Annotated in this window: 15 protein-coding genes; 3 read left to right on the top strand and 12 right to left on the bottom strand. The window is 68.1% G+C overall.

Annotation, left to right across the window (positions count from 1 at the left end; all coding sequences use genetic code 11):
- The first annotated feature begins 75 nt into the window (after positions 1-75).
- The 3 genes from HRV97_RS09785 to HRV97_RS09775 are packed head-to-tail and all read left to right on the top strand — an operon-like array spanning position 76 to position 3,906.
- A complete protein-coding gene (locus HRV97_RS09785; RefSeq protein ID WP_174194066.1) occupies positions 76-2,280 on the top strand; it encodes a molybdopterin cofactor-binding domain-containing protein in 2,205 nt (734 codons plus the stop codon).
- A 19-nt stretch (positions 2,281-2,299) separates the two neighbouring features.
- Entirely contained in the window at positions 2,300-3,271 is a 972-nt protein-coding gene (locus tag HRV97_RS09780) for an XdhC family protein (protein WP_174194065.1), read from the top strand.
- On the top strand, positions 3,268-3,906 hold the full coding sequence (locus HRV97_RS09775) for an NTP transferase domain-containing protein (RefSeq protein WP_174194064.1): 639 nt from the start codon (positions 3,268-3,270) through the stop codon (positions 3,904-3,906). Before HRV97_RS09780 ends, HRV97_RS09775 begins: the two co-directional genes overlap by 4 nt.
- 160 nt (positions 3,907-4,066) lie before the next feature.
- Here the strand turns inward: HRV97_RS09775 and HRV97_RS09770 are convergent, their stop codons facing one another.
- The 12 genes from HRV97_RS09770 to HRV97_RS09715 all read right to left on the bottom strand — a co-directional run bounded on the left by HRV97_RS09770 (position 4,067) and on the right by HRV97_RS09715 (position 16,779).
- Positions 4,067-5,275 carry an ABC transporter permease gene (locus HRV97_RS09770; protein ID WP_174194063.1) on the bottom strand — a complete coding sequence of 403 codons (1,209 nt, stop codon included), beginning with the start codon at positions 5,273-5,275 and terminating at the stop codon, positions 4,067-4,069.
- Positions 5,275-6,024 (bottom strand): ATP-binding cassette domain-containing protein, encoded by a 750-nt coding sequence (locus HRV97_RS09765; protein ID WP_174194166.1) that lies wholly within the window; start codon positions 6,022-6,024, stop codon positions 5,275-5,277. Before HRV97_RS09765 ends, HRV97_RS09770 begins: the two co-directional genes overlap by 1 nt.
- Positions 6,014-7,405: an efflux RND transporter periplasmic adaptor subunit gene (locus HRV97_RS09760; RefSeq protein ID WP_174194062.1), complete on the bottom strand. Its 1,392-nt coding sequence runs from the start codon at positions 7,403-7,405 to the stop codon at positions 6,014-6,016. Before HRV97_RS09760 ends, HRV97_RS09765 begins: the two co-directional genes overlap by 11 nt.
- Entirely contained in the window at positions 7,405-8,883 is a 1,479-nt protein-coding gene (locus tag HRV97_RS09755; protein ID WP_174194165.1) for an efflux transporter outer membrane subunit, read from the bottom strand. The genes HRV97_RS09760 and HRV97_RS09755 overlap by 1 nt, the downstream gene beginning before the upstream one ends.
- 351 nt (positions 8,884-9,234) lie before the next feature.
- Entirely contained in the window at positions 9,235-11,250 is a 2,016-nt protein-coding gene (locus HRV97_RS09750) for an acetyl-CoA carboxylase biotin carboxylase subunit (RefSeq protein ID WP_174194061.1), read from the bottom strand.
- A gap of 153 nt (positions 11,251-11,403) precedes the next feature.
- The gene (bioB, locus tag HRV97_RS09745) at positions 11,404-12,411 is read right to left on the bottom strand and encodes a biotin synthase BioB (RefSeq protein WP_174194060.1); all 1,008 of its coding nucleotides are present in this window, start codon (positions 12,409-12,411) and stop codon (positions 11,404-11,406) included.
- Positions 12,408-12,785 carry a lysozyme inhibitor LprI family protein gene (locus tag HRV97_RS09740; RefSeq protein ID WP_174194059.1) on the bottom strand — a complete coding sequence of 126 codons (378 nt, stop codon included), beginning with the start codon at positions 12,783-12,785 and terminating at the stop codon, positions 12,408-12,410. The genes bioB and HRV97_RS09740 overlap by 4 nt, the downstream gene beginning before the upstream one ends.
- Positions 12,782-14,944 (bottom strand): methylmalonyl-CoA mutase, encoded by a 2,163-nt coding sequence (scpA, locus tag HRV97_RS09735; protein ID WP_174194164.1) that lies wholly within the window; start codon positions 14,942-14,944, stop codon positions 12,782-12,784. Before scpA ends, HRV97_RS09740 begins: the two co-directional genes overlap by 4 nt.
- An 89-nt stretch (positions 14,945-15,033) precedes the next feature.
- A complete protein-coding gene (locus tag HRV97_RS09730) occupies positions 15,034-15,822 on the bottom strand; it encodes an enoyl-CoA hydratase-related protein (protein WP_174194058.1) in 789 nt (262 codons plus the stop codon).
- A gap of 23 nt (positions 15,823-15,845) precedes the next feature.
- On the bottom strand, positions 15,846-16,265 hold the full coding sequence (gene mce, locus HRV97_RS09725; RefSeq protein ID WP_174194163.1) for a methylmalonyl-CoA epimerase: 420 nt from the start codon (positions 16,263-16,265) through the stop codon (positions 15,846-15,848).
- A gap of 5 nt (positions 16,266-16,270) precedes the next feature.
- Entirely contained in the window at positions 16,271-16,483 is a 213-nt protein-coding gene (locus HRV97_RS09720; protein WP_174194057.1) for a hypothetical protein, read from the bottom strand.
- Positions 16,480-16,779: a hypothetical protein gene (locus HRV97_RS09715; protein ID WP_174194056.1), complete on the bottom strand. Its 300-nt coding sequence runs from the start codon at positions 16,777-16,779 to the stop codon at positions 16,480-16,482. Before HRV97_RS09715 ends, HRV97_RS09720 begins: the two co-directional genes overlap by 4 nt.
- Positions 16,780-16,824 lie beyond the last annotated feature (45 nt).

Genomic DNA, 16,824 nt, shown 5'->3' with positions numbered 1-16,824 from the left:
CGATCGCCCGGCGTCCCGCTGGCGCTTGCGCGGTGCACGCCCTAGATTGGCCGTGTTCAAGCGGGGAGCGTCACGGTGACCGAACAGGCGATTGATACGGCCGAGCGGCCGGGCGGATTGAAGCGCGCGGTTCAAGGATTGCTCGGCACGCCGCTGCCGCGGATCGAGGGTCCGTTGAAGGTCACCGGTGCGGCGCATTACGCCTACGAGGACGCGCCCGCGGGTACCGCTTACCTGGCGGTGGTCGGCGCGCCGGTCGGTGCGGGTGAGGTCACCGCTATCGATGTTTCGGCGGCCGAAGCGTTGCCCGGCGTACTGGCGGTAATCCACGACGATCCGCGGATCATGGCGGGGGAAGGCAATTCGAACCGCCTCGCCGAGCAGGGCACGCGCCGGATCTTCTACGCCGGGCAACCCGTCGCCGCGGTCGTCGCCGAGACGCAGGCGACGGCGCGCGAGGCGGCATTGCTGGTCCGCGTCGAGGTCGAGGCACGCGACGGCCGCTACGATTTCGCCGCCGAGCCGGTCGACGACAAGCCCGAGATCGGCTTCCTGCCGCCGATCAGCAAAGGCGATCTCGACGCGGCAATGCGTGACGCGCCCGTCACCTTCGACGCGACCTATACTACGCCCGCGCACTTCCCCGCCGCGTTGGAGCCGCACGCGACCACCGCCTGGTGGGAAGGCGACCGGCTGACCGTCAGGTCGAGTAACCAGGTGATCGGCGCGGCCAAGGGCACCATCGCCAAGGCGCTGGGGATCGCCGACGACCAGGTACGCGTGCTCGCCCCCTTCGTCGGCGGCGGGTTCGGCGGCAAGACCGGGGTCGGCCCCGAGGTGATCCTCGCGGCGATCGCGGCGGAGAAGCTGGGTCGTCCGGTCAAGGTCGCGCTGCCCAGGCGCGACACCGCCTACCTCGTCCATCACCGCAGCGAGACGCGCCAGCGCATCCGCATGGCCTGCGACCATGACGGCCATATCAGCGCGATCGCGCACGAGGGCGTCGCGTACCAGAACGACGATGCCGCGTTCCTGGAGCCGATCCCGTTCGGGTCGATCCCGCTCTACAGCGGCGACACGCGCGTGTTTCGCACCGCGCTGGCGCGCGTCGACCTGCCGCCGACCGGCGCGGTGCGCGCGCCGGGCGAGGCGATCGGCACCTTCGCAATCGAGTGCGCGATGGACGAACTGGCCGAGCAGCTCGGGCTCGACCCGATCGAGCTGCGCCGCCGCAACGAGCCGACCTATGATCCGACCTCGTCCAAGCCCTTCTCCACCCGCCGCCTGCTCGATTGTTACGCGGAGGGCGCGCGCCACTTTGGTTGGCCCGATCGCGTACCCGATCCCGGCACCACGCTGGAGGGCGAGTGGTTGATCGGCATCGGCATGGCAGCGGCGCTGCGCGGCAATTTCACCGTCACCGCGGCGGCGAACGTGCGGCTGGAGCCGAACGGGCGCGTGACGGTCGAGACCGACATGACCGACATCGGCACCGGCACCTACACCATCCTGGCGCAGACCGCGGGCGAGGTGCTGGGCGTCGAGGCGGCCCGAGTCGACGTGCGGATCGGCGACACCAACTATCCCAAGAGCGCGGGCTCGGGCGGGTCGTTCGGCGCGGGCAGCGCGTGCGCGGCAGTGGTGCTGGCGTGCGAGGACGTGCTCGCCGAATTGGCGCTCCGGATGAACGCCGCGCCCGAGGAGTTGGTGCTCAAGGACGGCTGCGTCGCGGCGGGCGGGCGTGAGGTTCCGCTTGCCGACCTCGCGCGCGGCGAGCCGATCGAGGGACGCGGCAAGTCGTCGCCAGGGCAACAGGCCAAGCGCACCAGCCAGGCGAGCCACGGCGCGCATTTCTGCGAGGTCGCGGTCAATGCGGTAACAGGCGAGGTGCGTGTGCGCCGCATGCTCGGCGTGTTCGACGTCGGGCGCGTGCTCAACGCGAAAACCGCGGCGAACCAGATCGTCGGTGGGATGGTATGGGGCGTGAGCTACGCGCTCGGCGAGGCCGCGGTGGTGGATACGCGCAGCGGTCGCTTCGTCAATCCCGATTTCGGCGAGTACCACGTCGCGGTAAATGCCGACGTTCCGCACATCGACGTTCACTTCATCGAGGAGATCGACGACGCCGCCAACCAGGTCGGCGCGAAAGGCGTCGGCGAGCTCGGCATCTCGGGTGCGGGCGCGGCCGTCATCAACGCGATCCACAATGCCACGGGCGTGCGCGTACGCGACGTACCCGCGACGCTCGACACCCTGCTCGCCGGCCTGCCGCCGGTCTGATCCACATACGAGAACCGATATGGCAGACAATGACTCCGTCCTCGCCGCCGCCCACGCCTGGAAGGGCGAGCCGCTGGCGCTCGCCACCGTGGTGTCGACCTGGGGCTCCGCGCCGCGGCCCAAGGGTAGCCACATGCTGGTGCACGCCGACGGCCGGTTCGAAGGATCGGTGTCGGGCGGGTGTGTCGAGGGCGACATCCTCGACACCGCGGCGCAAGTGATCGCGGGCGCGCCGTTCCAGGTGAAGACCTACGGCGTCGCCGACGACAGCGCGTGGGAGGTCGGGCTGCCGTGCGGCGGGCAGATCAGCGTGATGGTCCAGCCCGTTTCCGCCGAAGGGTTCGACCCCGAATTGTTCGACCGCATCGCCGAGGCACGCGACAGCGGCCAGGGCGTGACGGTAACGACGGACCTCGCGACCGGGCACAGCGACCTGCGCCCGATCGAAACAGGTGAGGTGTTCGCCAACCGCTACGCACCGCCGCGCCGGTTGCTGATCGTCGGCGCGGTGCAGATCGCGCAGAGTCTCGCCGCGCTGGCCGCCACGCTCGGCATCGAGGTGGTGGTGATCGACCCGCGCGGACGCTTCCTCACCGAGGAGCGTTTCCCGGGCGTCACGCTCGACGATCGCTGGCCCGACGAGGCGGTCGAGGCGTATCGGCCGGGCCCGTCGACCGCGGTGGTGACGCTGAGCCACGACACCAAGATCGACGATCCCGCGCTGATCGCCGCGCTCAAGACCAACGCGGCCTATGTCGGCGCGCTCGGCAGCCGCAAGAGCCACGCCGCGCGCCGCGAGCGGATGACGGCGGCGGGGCTGAGCGAGGCGCAGATCGACCGCATCGACGGTCCCGTCGGCATCGACATCGGCGCAATCGGCCCGGCGGAGATCGCGCTGTCGATCGCCGCCGCCATGGTGCGCGCGTTCCACCTGCCCGTGCCCGCGTCCGACAGCGCGCTCGACCGCGCGGCGGAGGCGGTGCTCGCGTGATCGCGGCGGAGGATACGGTCCTCGTCCTGCTCGCGGCGGGCAAGTCGGCGCGCTTCGGTGATGTCGGCAGCAAGCTGAACGAGCCGTTCCTCACCCGCCCGCTCGGCCTGCACGTCGCGGTCGCGCTGGAGGCGGTACCGTTCAAGCAACGGGTCGCGGTCACCTCGCCGCGCTGCACGATCGATTACACGCCGCACGGGTTCACGGTGATCGGCAACGACGATCCGGTCGGCGACATGGCGTCGTCGGTGCGGCTGGGCGTCGCGTGCGCGGAGGCGCTTGGCGCGAAGGCGGTGCTGCTCGCGCTCGCCGACATGCCGCGAGTTACCGCGTCGCACATCTATCGCCTGCTCGACGCGGCGGACTCGGCCGACGCGGTGGTGGCATCGAGCGACGGCGTGAGCCCAAAGCCGCCTGCGCTGTTCGCGCGCGCGCACTTCGACACGCTATGCGCGCTATCGGGCGATCAAGGCGCGCGCGACCTGATCCGCGCCGGCCGCCACGTCGTCACCAACGCGGCCGAACTGATCGACGTCGACACGCCCGAAGAGCTGGAGCAACTGCGCGAACTGGTTCACGCGCCCGAGGCGCTGACGCTACCCGGCACGCGACGGCACGAGCGGCCAACGGTTTAACGGGGTTCGAGCTCCTCTTCGTCATCCCGGACTTGATCCGGGATTCCGCGTCTTTCCCCGCCGAAATACAGCGGGACGCCGGATCAAGTCGGTGGTGACGGCAAGGACATGTCGAGCCGGCAGTGATTTCTCGAACCCTCTCATTGAGAGAAGATGTAGCTCACTCGTGGCGCAGCGCGTCGATCGGGTTGAGCGCCGCCGCACGGCGTGCCGGGAAATAACCGAACACGACGCCAATCACCGCCGAGATGCCGAACGCGATCGCGTTGATCTCCGGTACGAACAGGTACGGCAAGCCCCCAAGCGCCGACAGCGCGCCGATCGCGAGCTGCGCCAGCAGCAGCCCGATGACGCCACCCAGCATCGACAGCACCACCGCCTCGACCAGGAATTGCAGCAACACCTCGCTCGCCACCGCGCCGATCGCGAGGCGGATGCCGATCTCGCGCGTGCGCTCGGTCACTGATACCAGCATGATATTCATGATCCCAATTCCGCCGACGACCAGGCTGATTCCGGCGACCGCGGTGACGATGCGGGTCAGGAGCGTCGTGGTGCTCGATAGCGTGTCGCTGATCTGCTTGGTGTCGAAGATGTTGAAATCGTCGTCCTTGCCCGAGGTGACGTTGCGGCGCTCGCGCAGCAGGTCAGTGATCCCCGCCTGCACGGTCGAGGTCGAATAAGCCTGGTCGACGCCGACCAGCATCAGGCGGATGTCGCGCGTGCCGGTGAAGCGGCGCTGCACCGTCTTGATCGGCATGATGACCACGTCGTCCTGATCGCCGCCGAAGCCCGCCTGACCGCGCGTCGACAGCACGCCGATCACGTCGCAACTGACCGCGCCGACGCGGAAGCGCTGCCCGACCGCGCGGCCGGTGCGGAACAGGTTCTGACGTACGGTATTGCCGATCACGCAGACCGCCTTGCCCGCGGACTCTTCTTGTGGCGTCCACAGCCGGCCGGACGCGAGCGGCCACGGCTGGACCTGGAAATAGGCCGCGGTGGTGCCGTTGATCGTCGTCGACCAGTTCGCACCCTCGTAAATCGCGGTCGCGGTCGATTGCGCTTGTGGTGCGACCGCGGAGACGCCTGCGATCTGGTTGGCAATCGCGGACACGTCCTCGGGTTTGAAGTCAGACGGACGCGGACCCCCGCCGCCGCGACCGAAGCCCTGGCCCGGGCGCACCTGGAGGATGTTGGTGCCGAGCGAGGAGATGTTCTGCTGTACCTGCGCGGTGGTCGCCTTGCCGAGCGTCACCATGGTCACCACCGCCGCCACGCCGATGATGATTCCGAGGGTCGTCAGGAACGAGCGCAGCAGGTGCCGACGGATCGAGCGCAGCGCGAGAACGAAGGTGGTGCCGAGCATCAGGCCTCCACCGCCTCGCCCTGGTGGTGGTTGCGCTCAATTCTTTCCACCAGCCCGTCCTTGAAGTGGATCACCGTGCGCGCGAATGCAGCCATGTCGGGCTCGTGCGTCACCATCAGCACGGTGATGCCGCCGCGGTTGAGATCGGTGAGCAATTCCATGATCTCGACCGAGCGTTCGGAATCGAGGTTGCCGGTCGGCTCGTCGGCGAGCAGCACGTCGGGCTGCGTCACGATCGCGCGCGCGATCGCGACACGCTGCTGCTGCCCACCCGACAGTTCGGCGGGAGTGTGATCCCACCAGCGGTCGAGCCCGACCTTTTCCAGCGCCGCCATCGATAGCTCACGCCGCGCCTTCTTCTCGTCGCCGCGGTAGAGCAGCGGCAGTTCGACATTCTCGAGCGCGGTCGTGCGGCTGAGCAGGTTAAACCCCTGGAACACGAAACCGAGGTAACGCCGCCGGAGCAGCGCGCGCTGGTCGCGGTTCAATGTCTCAACATGGTGGCCGCGGAACAGGAAGGTGCCACCGGTCGGCACGTCGAGGCAGCCGAGGATGTTCATCGTCGTCGACTTGCCCGATCCCGACGGGCCCATGACCGCGACGAAATCGCCCGCCATGATGTCGAGGTCGACGCCCTTCAGCGCCTGGAACGCGGTGCCGCCCTCACCGTAGCTCTTGGTGACACCGCGCAGCGCGATGAGCGCGTCGGCGCCGCCGGGGAAAGCGGCCGCGGCGGCGTTACTGGCCACCGCCGCCACCCCCGCGCCGGCCGCCGCCGCCACGGCGTCCACCACTGCCCGCGGCATCATCGCCGCCGGCGAGCTGCCCGGTGATCACCTGCATCCCCGGCTTGAGCGGACCCGACAGCACTTCGGTCATCGTGCCGTTGGTGTCGCCGGTCGTCACCTGGATGGCGCGCGGCTTGCCGTCCGCACCCTTGACGTAGAGCGTCTGCGTACCGCCGCGGCCCACCGTCGCGGTCCGCTCGGGCCGGCCACCGCGACGCGGACGGAAGGTCAGCGAGCCCGCGATCCCGCCGCCATTGTCGTCGCCGCCCGCGGTCTGCGGCTTGAACCGGAACGCGGCGTTGGGGACGAGTAGCGCATTGCTCTTGTCCGAGGTGACGATGTCGGCGGTCGCGGTCATGCCGGGGCGCAGTTGCAGCGTCGGGTTCTCGACCGTCAGATCGGCGGCGTAGGAGACGACCTGTCCCGTCGTTGCGCCGGTCGTAGCGGTACTCGACGACGAGGCGGTCGCGTTGCTGACGGTCAGGTTGGAGCCGAGGTCGACGCGCGTGATCGTCGCGGGGAAGGTCTTGCCGGGAAAGGCGTCGACGGTGAAGCTAGCGCGCTGCCCGACCTTGACCGATCCGACGTCCGCCTCATCGATCGCGACCTCCAGCTTCATCTTGCTCAGGTCCTCCGCGATGACGAACAACGTCGGCGTGTTGAACGAGGCGGCGACCGTCTGCCCCGGATCGACCTGCCGCGCGAGCACGACGCCGTTGACGGGCGAGCGGATGATCGCGCGCGCGCGCTGCGTCTGGCTCTGCGCCAGCGTCGCCTGCGATGCGACGACGTTCGCCTGCGCAACCTTCAGCGCGGCGACCGCGCGCTGGTAATCGGCGCGGCCGGTCTGAAGCTCGGTTGCAGAAGGCACGCGGCCGTTCGACAATTTGTACACCTGCTCCAGTCGCGCGCGCTGCGCCTGACTCTCGGCGACGGTCGCCTGCGCTTGGCGAACCTGCGCCTGGTTGGCCGCGATCTGCGCCTGTTGCTGGCGGATCTGATCCTCGATCTGTTCGGGATCAATGAGCGCGAGCGGTTGGCCGGCGGTCACGCGGTCGTTGACGTCGACCACCACCTTGGTAACGAGGCCCGACAGCTGCGAGCCGACGGTCACCTGGTTGGTCGGCGCGAGCTTGCCGGTCGCCGACACGCTAACAGTTAGATTGCCGCGCTCGATCGGCGCCGTCGCGTAATCGGTCGCCTTTGCACCGCCGAAGACGAGCCGCTGCACCAGCAACGCGAGCAGCACGACGCCGAGTGCGACCAGCGACCACTTGAGCCACTTGCGCCATTTCGGCTGCGGCTTCTGGCCCAGGAATTCGTCGAGGTTCTGGTCGGCCATCAGCGGGTCTCTCGGGCAGCGGGCTGTTGGGTTGCGGGGTTGGGCGCCGTCGGGGTCACGTCGGGGTTCCACCCGCCGCCAAGCGCACCTAACAACTGGATCAAGGCGGTCGCCTGATCGGCGCGCGCCTGCGCCTCGCTGTTGCGCGCGGAGAACAGGTTCGCTTCCTGCTGCGACAGCGTGGTGAAGTCGGTCAGCCCGCTGCGATATTGCAGCCGCGACAGCAGCGCGGCATTGTTGGCGGCGTCGAGCTGTGTCGCGAACTCGCGCCCACGCCGCCGCGAGGTGTCGAGCGCGACGACCGCGTTCTCCACGTCCTCCAGTGCGAGCAGCACATTGCCCTTATATGCGGCGAGCGCGGCATCGGCCGCGGCCTCGTTGCTGCGCACTTGTGCCGACAACCGTCCGCCGTTGAAGATTGCCTGCGTCAGTCCGGCGAACAGCCCGCCCGTGATCGTGCCGAGCAGCCCGCCCACATTGCCCGCATTGGTGTTGATGTTGCCGCTGATCGCGAGCGCGGGATAGAGCGCGGCCTTGGCGACGCCGATCTGCGCGGTTGCGGCGGCCAGCGTCCGCTCGGCTGCGCGCACGTCGGGGCGCTGGCGCAGCACGTCGGCGGGGATGCCAGCGCCGACGACACGCGGGCCGGTGGGAATGGGCCGGGCCGCGCTGAGCAACGGCTTGAGCGCCCCCGGCGCCTGCGCCGTCAGCACGCCGAGGCGCGAGACGGCGGCGTTATATTGCTGCTCGAACGCGGGAATCGTCGCCGCGGTCGCCGCGCGTTGGCTGCGCGCCTGCTCCTGATCGAGGCTGGAGACGAGGCCGGCCTGGACGCGGAAGCCGGCGATCTCGAGATTGTCGTCCTGTAGCGCGAGGCTGGCGCGCGCATTGGCGAGCTGCGCCTGGTAGAGCCGGGCCAGCACGTAGTTGCGCGCGACCTCCTGCTGCACCGACAGGAGCGTGGTCGCGTAATCGAATCCGGACGCCTCATATTGCGCGCGCGTCGCCTCGACGGTGCGACGCACCTCGCCGAACAGCCCGAGCTGGTATTGTGCGTCGAGCCCGAGCGAGAAGTTCGAGCCGCCGCCTCCGCCGATATTCTGCACGGTGCCGTCGGGCAGCGTCACCGACTGCCCGCCGCCGCGGAACGTCTCCGACCGGCTGTACCCGCCCGACCCGTTCAGTGTGGGAAGCAGGTTGGCGCGGCTCTGCACCAGCGACTCGCGCGCCTGCCTGAGCCGCGCGAGCCCCTGCGCCACGTCGGTGTTGGCAGCGCTCGCCTGCTCGACCAATTGGCCGAGCACCGGATCGTCGAAGCGCGTCCACCAATGCGTCAGATCCTCACGCGTCGGCGCGGCGGTGATGGAATAGGCGTCGGGCACACCCAGCTCGGCGGCCGAGCGCGGCGCGTAGTCGGGGCCGACCGTACAGCCGGCTAAGGCAACGGCGGAGAGGAGCGAGAGGCGCAGGCGCGTCATGGTGATGGAGATGGCCAACACACCGGGTCACGTCCAGCGCTTTTGTGTCGCAAATTGTAGGCGCGAGCCCGCCGTGCCGGCGGGCGGTGCAGCCAAGGCTGCACGCGCCTACACGGCCGGCGGCACGAAGTGCCGACCGACGACGCGGGATTAACTCCCGCGTCGCGCACGGCTGCACGGCACACCGGAAAACTCTCGATCGACTTTCTACATGTCACCCCAGACTTGATCCGGGTCCCGCTTCCGTCGCGGAGAAAGAAGAAAGCGAGATCCCGGCTCAAGGCCGGGATGACGATGGCCGCGGTGGGTTACGCTGTCCCGTGGATTTACGGCGCCCCTACCGCCCCAACCTCACTCCAGCTCTAGAATCACCTGGTCAACCTGCAGGCTCTCGCCCGCCGCAGCGTTGACGGTCTTCACCACCGCCGATTTCTCCGCGCGCAGGATGTTCTCCATCTTCATCGCCTCAACCACCGCGAGCGGTTGCCCGGCCTCGACGCGGTCGCCCACACCCACGTCCAGCCGCACCAGCAGCCCCGGCATCGGCGCGATCAGGAACTTGGACAGATCGGGCGGCACCTTCTCGATCAAATGCTGCGCGTAAGGGGCGACGTGCGCGGGCAGCACGCGCACCTTGTGCGTCGCGCCGCGCGCGTTGATCGTGAAGCCGGTCCGCGTGCGGCGGAGCTTGACTGACAGCGGCGCGTCGCCGCCGACCGTGACCACCCGCGCGCCGGCGTCGTAGCCGATGTCGCCCGCGACCGGCGCACCATCGACGACGACGTGATCGTCGCCAACCTGCACGCGGTGATCGCTCTTGCCAACGCGCACCACCCAGTCGGTCGGCGCGTCGAGCTGGTTGCCCAATTGCCCATCGACCTGCCGCGCGCGGTCGGCCTCGGCGGTCGCGGCGAACCCCGCCGCCGCCGCGAGCGCACGTACCACGTCATCACTCGCCGGCGCGCCGTGGAAGCCGTCGGGATATTCCTCCGCGATGAACCCGGTCGTGATCTCGCCCGAGCGGAAGCGCGGATGCTGCATCAGCGCGGACAGGAAATCGAGGTTGGTCCCCGGTCCCTCGATCTCGAACGCGTCGAGCGCGGCGATCTGTTTATCGATCGCTTCCTCACGCGTCGGCGCCCAGGTGACCAGCTTCGCGATCATGGGATCGTAGAACATGCTGACCTCACCGCCCTCGCGCACGCCGTCGTCGACGCGCACGCCCGGCGCGCCCTCGTCGTCACCGAAAGGGGCCTGGCGTTGGTTGGCCGCTGGCGTGCGGTAGCGCACCAACCGTCCGATCGAGGGCAGGAAGCCGCGATACGGGTCCTCGGCATAGACGCGGTTCTCGACCGCCCAGCCGTTGATCTTTACGTCGCTCTGCCCGAACGACAGCGGCTCGCCCGCCGCCACGCGGATCATCTGCTCGACCAGATCGAGCCCGGTGATCTCCTCGGTGACCGGATGCTCGACCTGGAGCCGGGTGTTCATCTCCAGGAAGTAGAACCCCTGCCCCGTCGTGTCCGCGCCCGATACGATCAATTCGACCGTGCCGGCGCTGTAGTAACCGACCGCCTTGGCGAGCGCGACCGCCTGCTCGCCCATCGCGCGGCGCATCTCGGGCGTGACGAACGGCGAGGGCGCTTCCTCGACGACCTTCTGGTGGCGGCGCTGCACGGAGCATTCGCGTTCGTTGAGATAGACCACGTTGCCGTGCTGATCGCCCAGCACCTGAATCTCGATATGACGTGGGCTCTCGATGAACTTTTCGATGAACACGCGGTCGTCGCCGAAGCTTGCCAGTCCCTCGCGCTTGGTCGCCTCGAAGCCTTCGCGCACGTCCTGCTCGGACCAGGCGAGCCGCATCCCCTTGCCGCCGCCGCCGGCCGATGCCTTCATCATCACCGGATAGCCGATGTCGCCCGCGATGCGGACCGCGTCGTCGGTGTCGGCGATCTCGCCCAGGAAGCCCGGCACGACGTTGACGCCCGCTTCCTTCGCCAGCTTCTTCGACTCGATCTTGTCGCCCATCGCCGCGATCGCGTTCGGCGGCGGGCCGACGAAGGCAATCCCCGCCTCGGCGCAGGCGCGCGCGAAGCTCTCGCGCTCCGACAGGAAACCGTAGCCCGGGTGGATGCAGTCCGCGCCCGTCTCCTTGGCGGCGAGCAGGATCAACTCGGCCTTCAAATAGCTCTCGGCCGCGGGTGCCGGCCCGAGCCTGACCGCCTCGTCCGCCATCAGCACGTGCGGGCTGAGCGCATCGGCGTCCGAATAGACCGCAACGGTCGCGATCCCCATCTTCTTGGCGGTGCGGAACACCCGGCACGCAATCTCGCCACGATTGGCGACCAAAATCTTCTTGAACATGACGGCCCCCTTAGATGAACGCTTCGCGGGAACCGCGAAGTCCTAAACCGCCGTCACCCTGAACTCGTTTCAGGGTCCATTGCGCCCGAGGCGACGACGGCGCGTGATGAGAGTTGGATGCTGAAACGAGTTCAGCATGACGGAGGAAGCGTATCACTCCGCCGCTTCCATCGCCCGGCACTCTGCCGCCATCGGACGCAAGCCCAGCTTGTCGAACAGCGCCGCGTCGCGGTCGTCGCCGGCGTTGGCGGCGGTAAGCAGTTTGTCGCCGGTGAAGATCGAGTTCGCGCCCGCCATGAAGCACAGCGCCTGCGTCGCCTCTGACATGCTCTCACGCCCCGCGGAGAGGCGCACCATGCTTGCCGGCATGGTGATGCGCGCGACCGCGACCGTGCGGACGAACTCGATGTCATCGATTTTGGCGAGCGGCGTGTCGGCGAGCATGTCGCCCAGCACCGTGCCCTTGACCGGCACCAACGCATTGATCGGCACGCTGCCGGGATGTTCTGGCAAGGTGGCGAGCGCGTGGACGAAGCCGACCCGGTCTTGCCTAGTCTCGCCCATCCCGACGATCCCGCCGCAGCAGACGTTGATCCCAGCCTCGCGCACGTGCGCCAGCGTGTCGAGCCGCTCGTCGAAGCTGCGCGTGGTGATGACACCGCTGTAGCGCTCGGGCGAGGTGTCGATGTTGTGGTTGTAATAGTCGAGCCCGGCCTCGCCCAGCATCGCGGCCTGTGCAGGCGTCAGCATGCCGAGCGTCATGCACGTCTCCAGCCCCATCGCGCGCACGCCGCGCACCATCTCGAGCACCGCGGGCATGTCGCGGTCCTTGGGGTTACGCCACGCCGCGCCCATGCAGAAGCGGGTCGAGCCGGCGTCCTTCGCCTGCGCGGCGGATTGCAGCACGGCACGCACGTCCATCAGCTTGGTCGCCTTGACCCCGCTGTCGGCGACCACCGATTGCGAGCAATAGCCGCAATCTTCGGGACACCCGCCGGTCTTGATCGACAACAAAGTCGATAGCTGCACCGCCCCCGCATCGTGGTGCGCGCGGTGCACCTCAGCGGCGCGGAACACGAGCTCGGTGAACGGCAGGTCGAACAGCGCGGCGATCTCGTCACGAGTCCAGTCGGTACGGATCGTCATGGGTAACTCGGTCATTTGGGCAGGAACACCGATTGCAGCAGCCGCAGCTCGGTCGTGCGCGCGCGCGTGACGCGGGTTAGGCAGACGCGGTTGGACAAGCCCTGCGCCGAGCCGCCGCGATATTCGTAAGCGAACGCGCGGCAGTTGGCGTCGCGGTAGGCGAGCCACGCGCGCTGGCTGTTAAGCAGCGCCTGGCTATAGCTCGGCCCGGCACGTTCGGCCGGCGGTAGGTCGGCAAGCCTGGTGCCATGATCGAGCTGCTTCATCCGCGCCATCGCGTTTCGATATGCCGCGTTCAGCTGCGCATCGGCGGCCTGATAGTCGCTCGCTGATTGCGCCCCCGCCGGCGCGGCGAGCAGCGCGCCCGCGATCAGGATCGTCGCTTTCATTCCGCGGCCTCGCTCATCGGCGGCATGTTGTGGCCGAGCAGGCGGAGCACTTCCTGCGCCGCCGTAATCAGGTTGGTGCCCGGACCGAAGATCGCCTGGACGCCCGCGTCGCGCAGCGCCTGGTAATCCTGCGCCGGGATCACCCCGCCCGCGATCACCTTGATGTCGGCGCGCCCTGCGTCGCGCAGATGGCCGATCAGCTCGGGGATCAGCGTCTTGTGCCCGGCCGCGAGGCTGGACGCGCCGACCACGTCGACATCTTTCGCCAGCGCCAACTCACTCGCTTCCTTGGGCGTCTGGAATAGCGGGCCGGGCACGATCTCGAACCCCAGGTCGCCGAACATCGACGACACGAGATTTGCGCCGCGATCATGACCGTCCTGCCCCATCTTGGCGACGAGCATCCGGGGCTTGCGCCCCAGCCGCCGCTCGGTCGCGGCCACCCCTTCCTCCAACCGCGTCCAGGCCGCATCGCCGTCATAGGCGCCGCCGTAGATGCCCTTCACCGGCGTCGGCTGCGTGCCGAAGCGACCGAATACGTCTTCCATCGCCGAGGAGATTTCGCCGAGCGTCGCGCGCGCCCGCGCACAGTCAACCGCGAGTTCGAGCAAATTGCCCTGCCCGCGTGCGCCCTCACGCAACGCGTCGAGCGCGGCCCGGCACGCCGCCTCGTCGCGCTTCGCCTTCATCTCGTTGATGCGGCGGACCTGCGCCTCGCGCACCGCGTGATTGTCGACGTCGAGGATCTCGAGTCCGTCCTCATTCTCCTTGCGGTATTTGTTGACGCCGACGATCACGTCCTCGCCGCGGTCGACCCGCGCTGCGCGCGCGGCGGAGGCTTCCTCGATCATCGCCTTAGGCCAGCCGGCGGCGACAGCCTTGGCCATGCCGCCCTCGGCTTCGACGCGCTCGATGATCGCCCAGGCGCGGTCGACCAGGTCCTTAGTCAGCGCCTCGACGTAGTAGCTGCCGCCGAGCGGATCGACGACGTTGGTCATCCCGGTCTCTTCCTGGATCACCAGCTGCGTGTTGCGCGCGATCCGGGCGGAGAAGTCGGTCGGCAGCGCGATCGCCTCGTCGAGCGCGTTGGTGTGGAGCGATTGCGTGCCCCCCAGCATCGCCGCCATCGCCTCGATCGTGGTGCGCATGACGTTGTTGTACGGGTCCTGCTCGGTCAGCGACACGCCCGAGGTCTGGCAGTGCGTGCGCAGCATCTTTGACCGCTCGTCGCGCGCGCCCAAATTGGTCATAACGCGGTGCCACAGCACGCGCGCCGCACGCAGCTTGGCGATCTCCATGAAGAAGTTCATGCCGATCGCGAAGAAGAAGGACAGCCGCCCGGCGAACTTGTCGATGTCGAGCCCGCTCGCGACGCCGTATTTCACATACTCCATGCCGTCGGCGATGGTGAACGCAAGCTCTTGCACCTGCGTCGCACCGGCTTCCTGCATGTGATAACCGGAGATCGAGATCGAATTGAACTTCGGCATCTCGCGACTGGTGTAGCCGAAGATGTCCGAGATGATCCGCATGCTGGGTTCTGGCGGGTAGATATAGGTGTTGCGGACCATGAACTCCTTGAGGATGTCGTTCTGGATCGTTCCGTCGAGCAACCGCCGATCGACCCCTTGCTCTTCCCCTGCAACGATGAAGAAGGCGAGGATCGGGATCACCGCGCCGTTCATCGTCATGCTGACGCTCATCTGGTCGAGCGGGATGCCGTCGAACAGGATTTTCATGTCCTCGACGCTGTCGATCGCGACGCCCGCCTTACCGACGTCGCCCGTCACGCGCGGATGGTCGCTGTCGTAGCCGCGGTGCGTCGCCAGGTCGAACGCGACGCTCAGGCCCTTCTGCCCCGCCTTGAGGTTGCGGTGGTAGAAGGCGTTGGAGGCCTCAGCAGTCGAGAAGCCGGCATATTGCCGGATCGTCCACGGCCGTCCGGCGTACATCGACGCGCGCACGCCGCGGGTGAACGGCGCGAAACCGGGCAGACCGGGCTCCCATCCTTCGACGTCCTCCGCGGTGTAGAGCGGCTTGACGTCGATCCCTTCCGGCGTCGCCCAGGTCAGGTCCTTGCCTTTGACCTCCTTCGCCGCGGCTTTTGCCCAAGTGTCGAGCGCCGGCGCGGGCGGAGGCGCCGCGACCTCGGTCGGCATGGCCGCGGGCTTGGGCGCGCTGCCCGCGTCCTCGCCGGTGTTCTGCTCGATGATGGGATCAGTCATATCATTCTACTCGGATGATCGGCTCACGCGCCGGTGAAGGCGGGTTTGCGCTTCTCGATGAAGCTCTTCGCCCCCTCGCGTGCGTCCTGCGAATTGCCCGCCGCGCGCTGCCCCTCGGCCTCGGCGCGCAGCGTCTGGTCGAACGAACCGTCGAGCGCGCTCATGATGGTGCGGCGCATCGCGGCGAGCGCCACGGTCGGCCCTGCGGCGAGCCGGGTCGCGAGCGCCAGCGCCTCGTCCATCAACTGCGCATCCTCAACCGCGCGGTAGATCAGCCCCCAGTCAGCCGCCTGATCCGCACCAATCCGCTCGCCCAGCATCATCATCTGCGTCGCGCGTGCCTTGCCGATCGCGCGCGCGAGCAGCCACGTCGAACCGCCGTCGGGCACCAGCCCGATGTTGACGAAGGCTTGCAGGAAATAGGCGCTCTTGCCCGCGAGCACGAAGTCGCCCGACAGTGCCATCGAGCAACCGACGCCCGCCGCAGGGCCGTTGACCGCGGTGACGACCGGTACGGGCAGATGCAGCAACTGGCTCATCAACGGATTGTAGAAGTTCATCAATGCGCGGTGGCTGGCATCGCCGCCTGCGACGGCGGAGTCACCGCCGCGCGACTGCAAGTCCGCGCCCGAACAGAAGGCTCGCCCCGCTCCGGTCAGCAGCACCGCGCGTGCGCCTTGCAAGTCGTACAAGGCCGCGCTCAACTCCTGCGCGAGGTCGATCGAGGCAGCGTTCAACCGATCGGGCCGGTTGAGCGTGAGCACGAGCACGTCACCCTTCTTCTCAGCGATGATCGTCTGGTAATCGGTCATGGCACCTCTCCCGCTTATGGTTGTCAGTGATCGCCTGCCGGCGTTTCCATCAACTCGACCAGCAATCCGCCGAAATCCTTCGGATGGACGAACACGATCGGTGTGCCATGCGCGCCGATGCGCGGCTCGCCTAGCACGGTCGCGCCTTCCGCCTTCAGGTGCGCGACCGCGGCGTGGATGTCGGGCACCTCGAAACAGACGTGATGCTGCCCGCCGGCCGGGTTCTTCTTGAGGAACCCCGCGATGGGAGATTGCTCGTCAAACGGCTCGATCAACTCGATCTGTGTGTTTGGCGTGTCGACGAAGCACACGCGGACGCCCTGTGCGGGCAGGTCGAACGGCTCGCCGATCGCCTCCGCGCCCAGCAGCGTGCGATAGGTCGCGACCGACCGCTCGATCGACGGCGTCGCGACTCCGACGTGATTGAGCCGTCCCAGCGTCATACCGCTCATTCCTCGATCCTCCGCTGCCGCGCTGCCATCACTGCGCCCTCGATAATGCCTTCCAGCCGGCTAACGCGGTCGCGCATGTTCGATAGCGCATCGGTCAGCCCATCGACGTCCGCCACCAATTGCGTGATCCGCCCGTCGAGCTGATCCATACGCTGCTGCATCAGGATGACCTGTCGGATCGCCGCCAGCGCGTCGCCGATCGCACTCACGCGCGCACCCCCGCCTCGCGAAGGAACGCATCGACCTTGCGGTGCGAGGCGTCGAGCGCGTCGATCATCCGATCGATGGAGGCACGCATCTGCGGGATCGCCGCATTCGCCTCTGCGACCAGCGCTGCCAATTCCACCTCTTCATCGTTGGCGTCGTCGTCGGCAGGCTGCGCAATGTACCGGCTCGTCGCCTCGCGCACGACATGGCCGACCGACTTGCCATTCGAGGCGGCATAAGCGTCAAGCGCGGCCTTGTGGTCGGGCGTCGTCAGGAAGGTCACGCGTTCCGTCTGCACATCACATCTCCTTTATCATGGACATGATAATGTGCACGCAGTCGC

The organism is Sphingomonas hominis, from assembly GCF_013328205.1.
GTDB lineage: Bacteria > Pseudomonadota > Alphaproteobacteria > Sphingomonadales > Sphingomonadaceae > Sphingomonas > Sphingomonas hominis.
The sequence above is the reverse complement of the archived record's forward strand: the minus strand, read 5'-3'. Positions and strand labels throughout refer to the sequence as shown.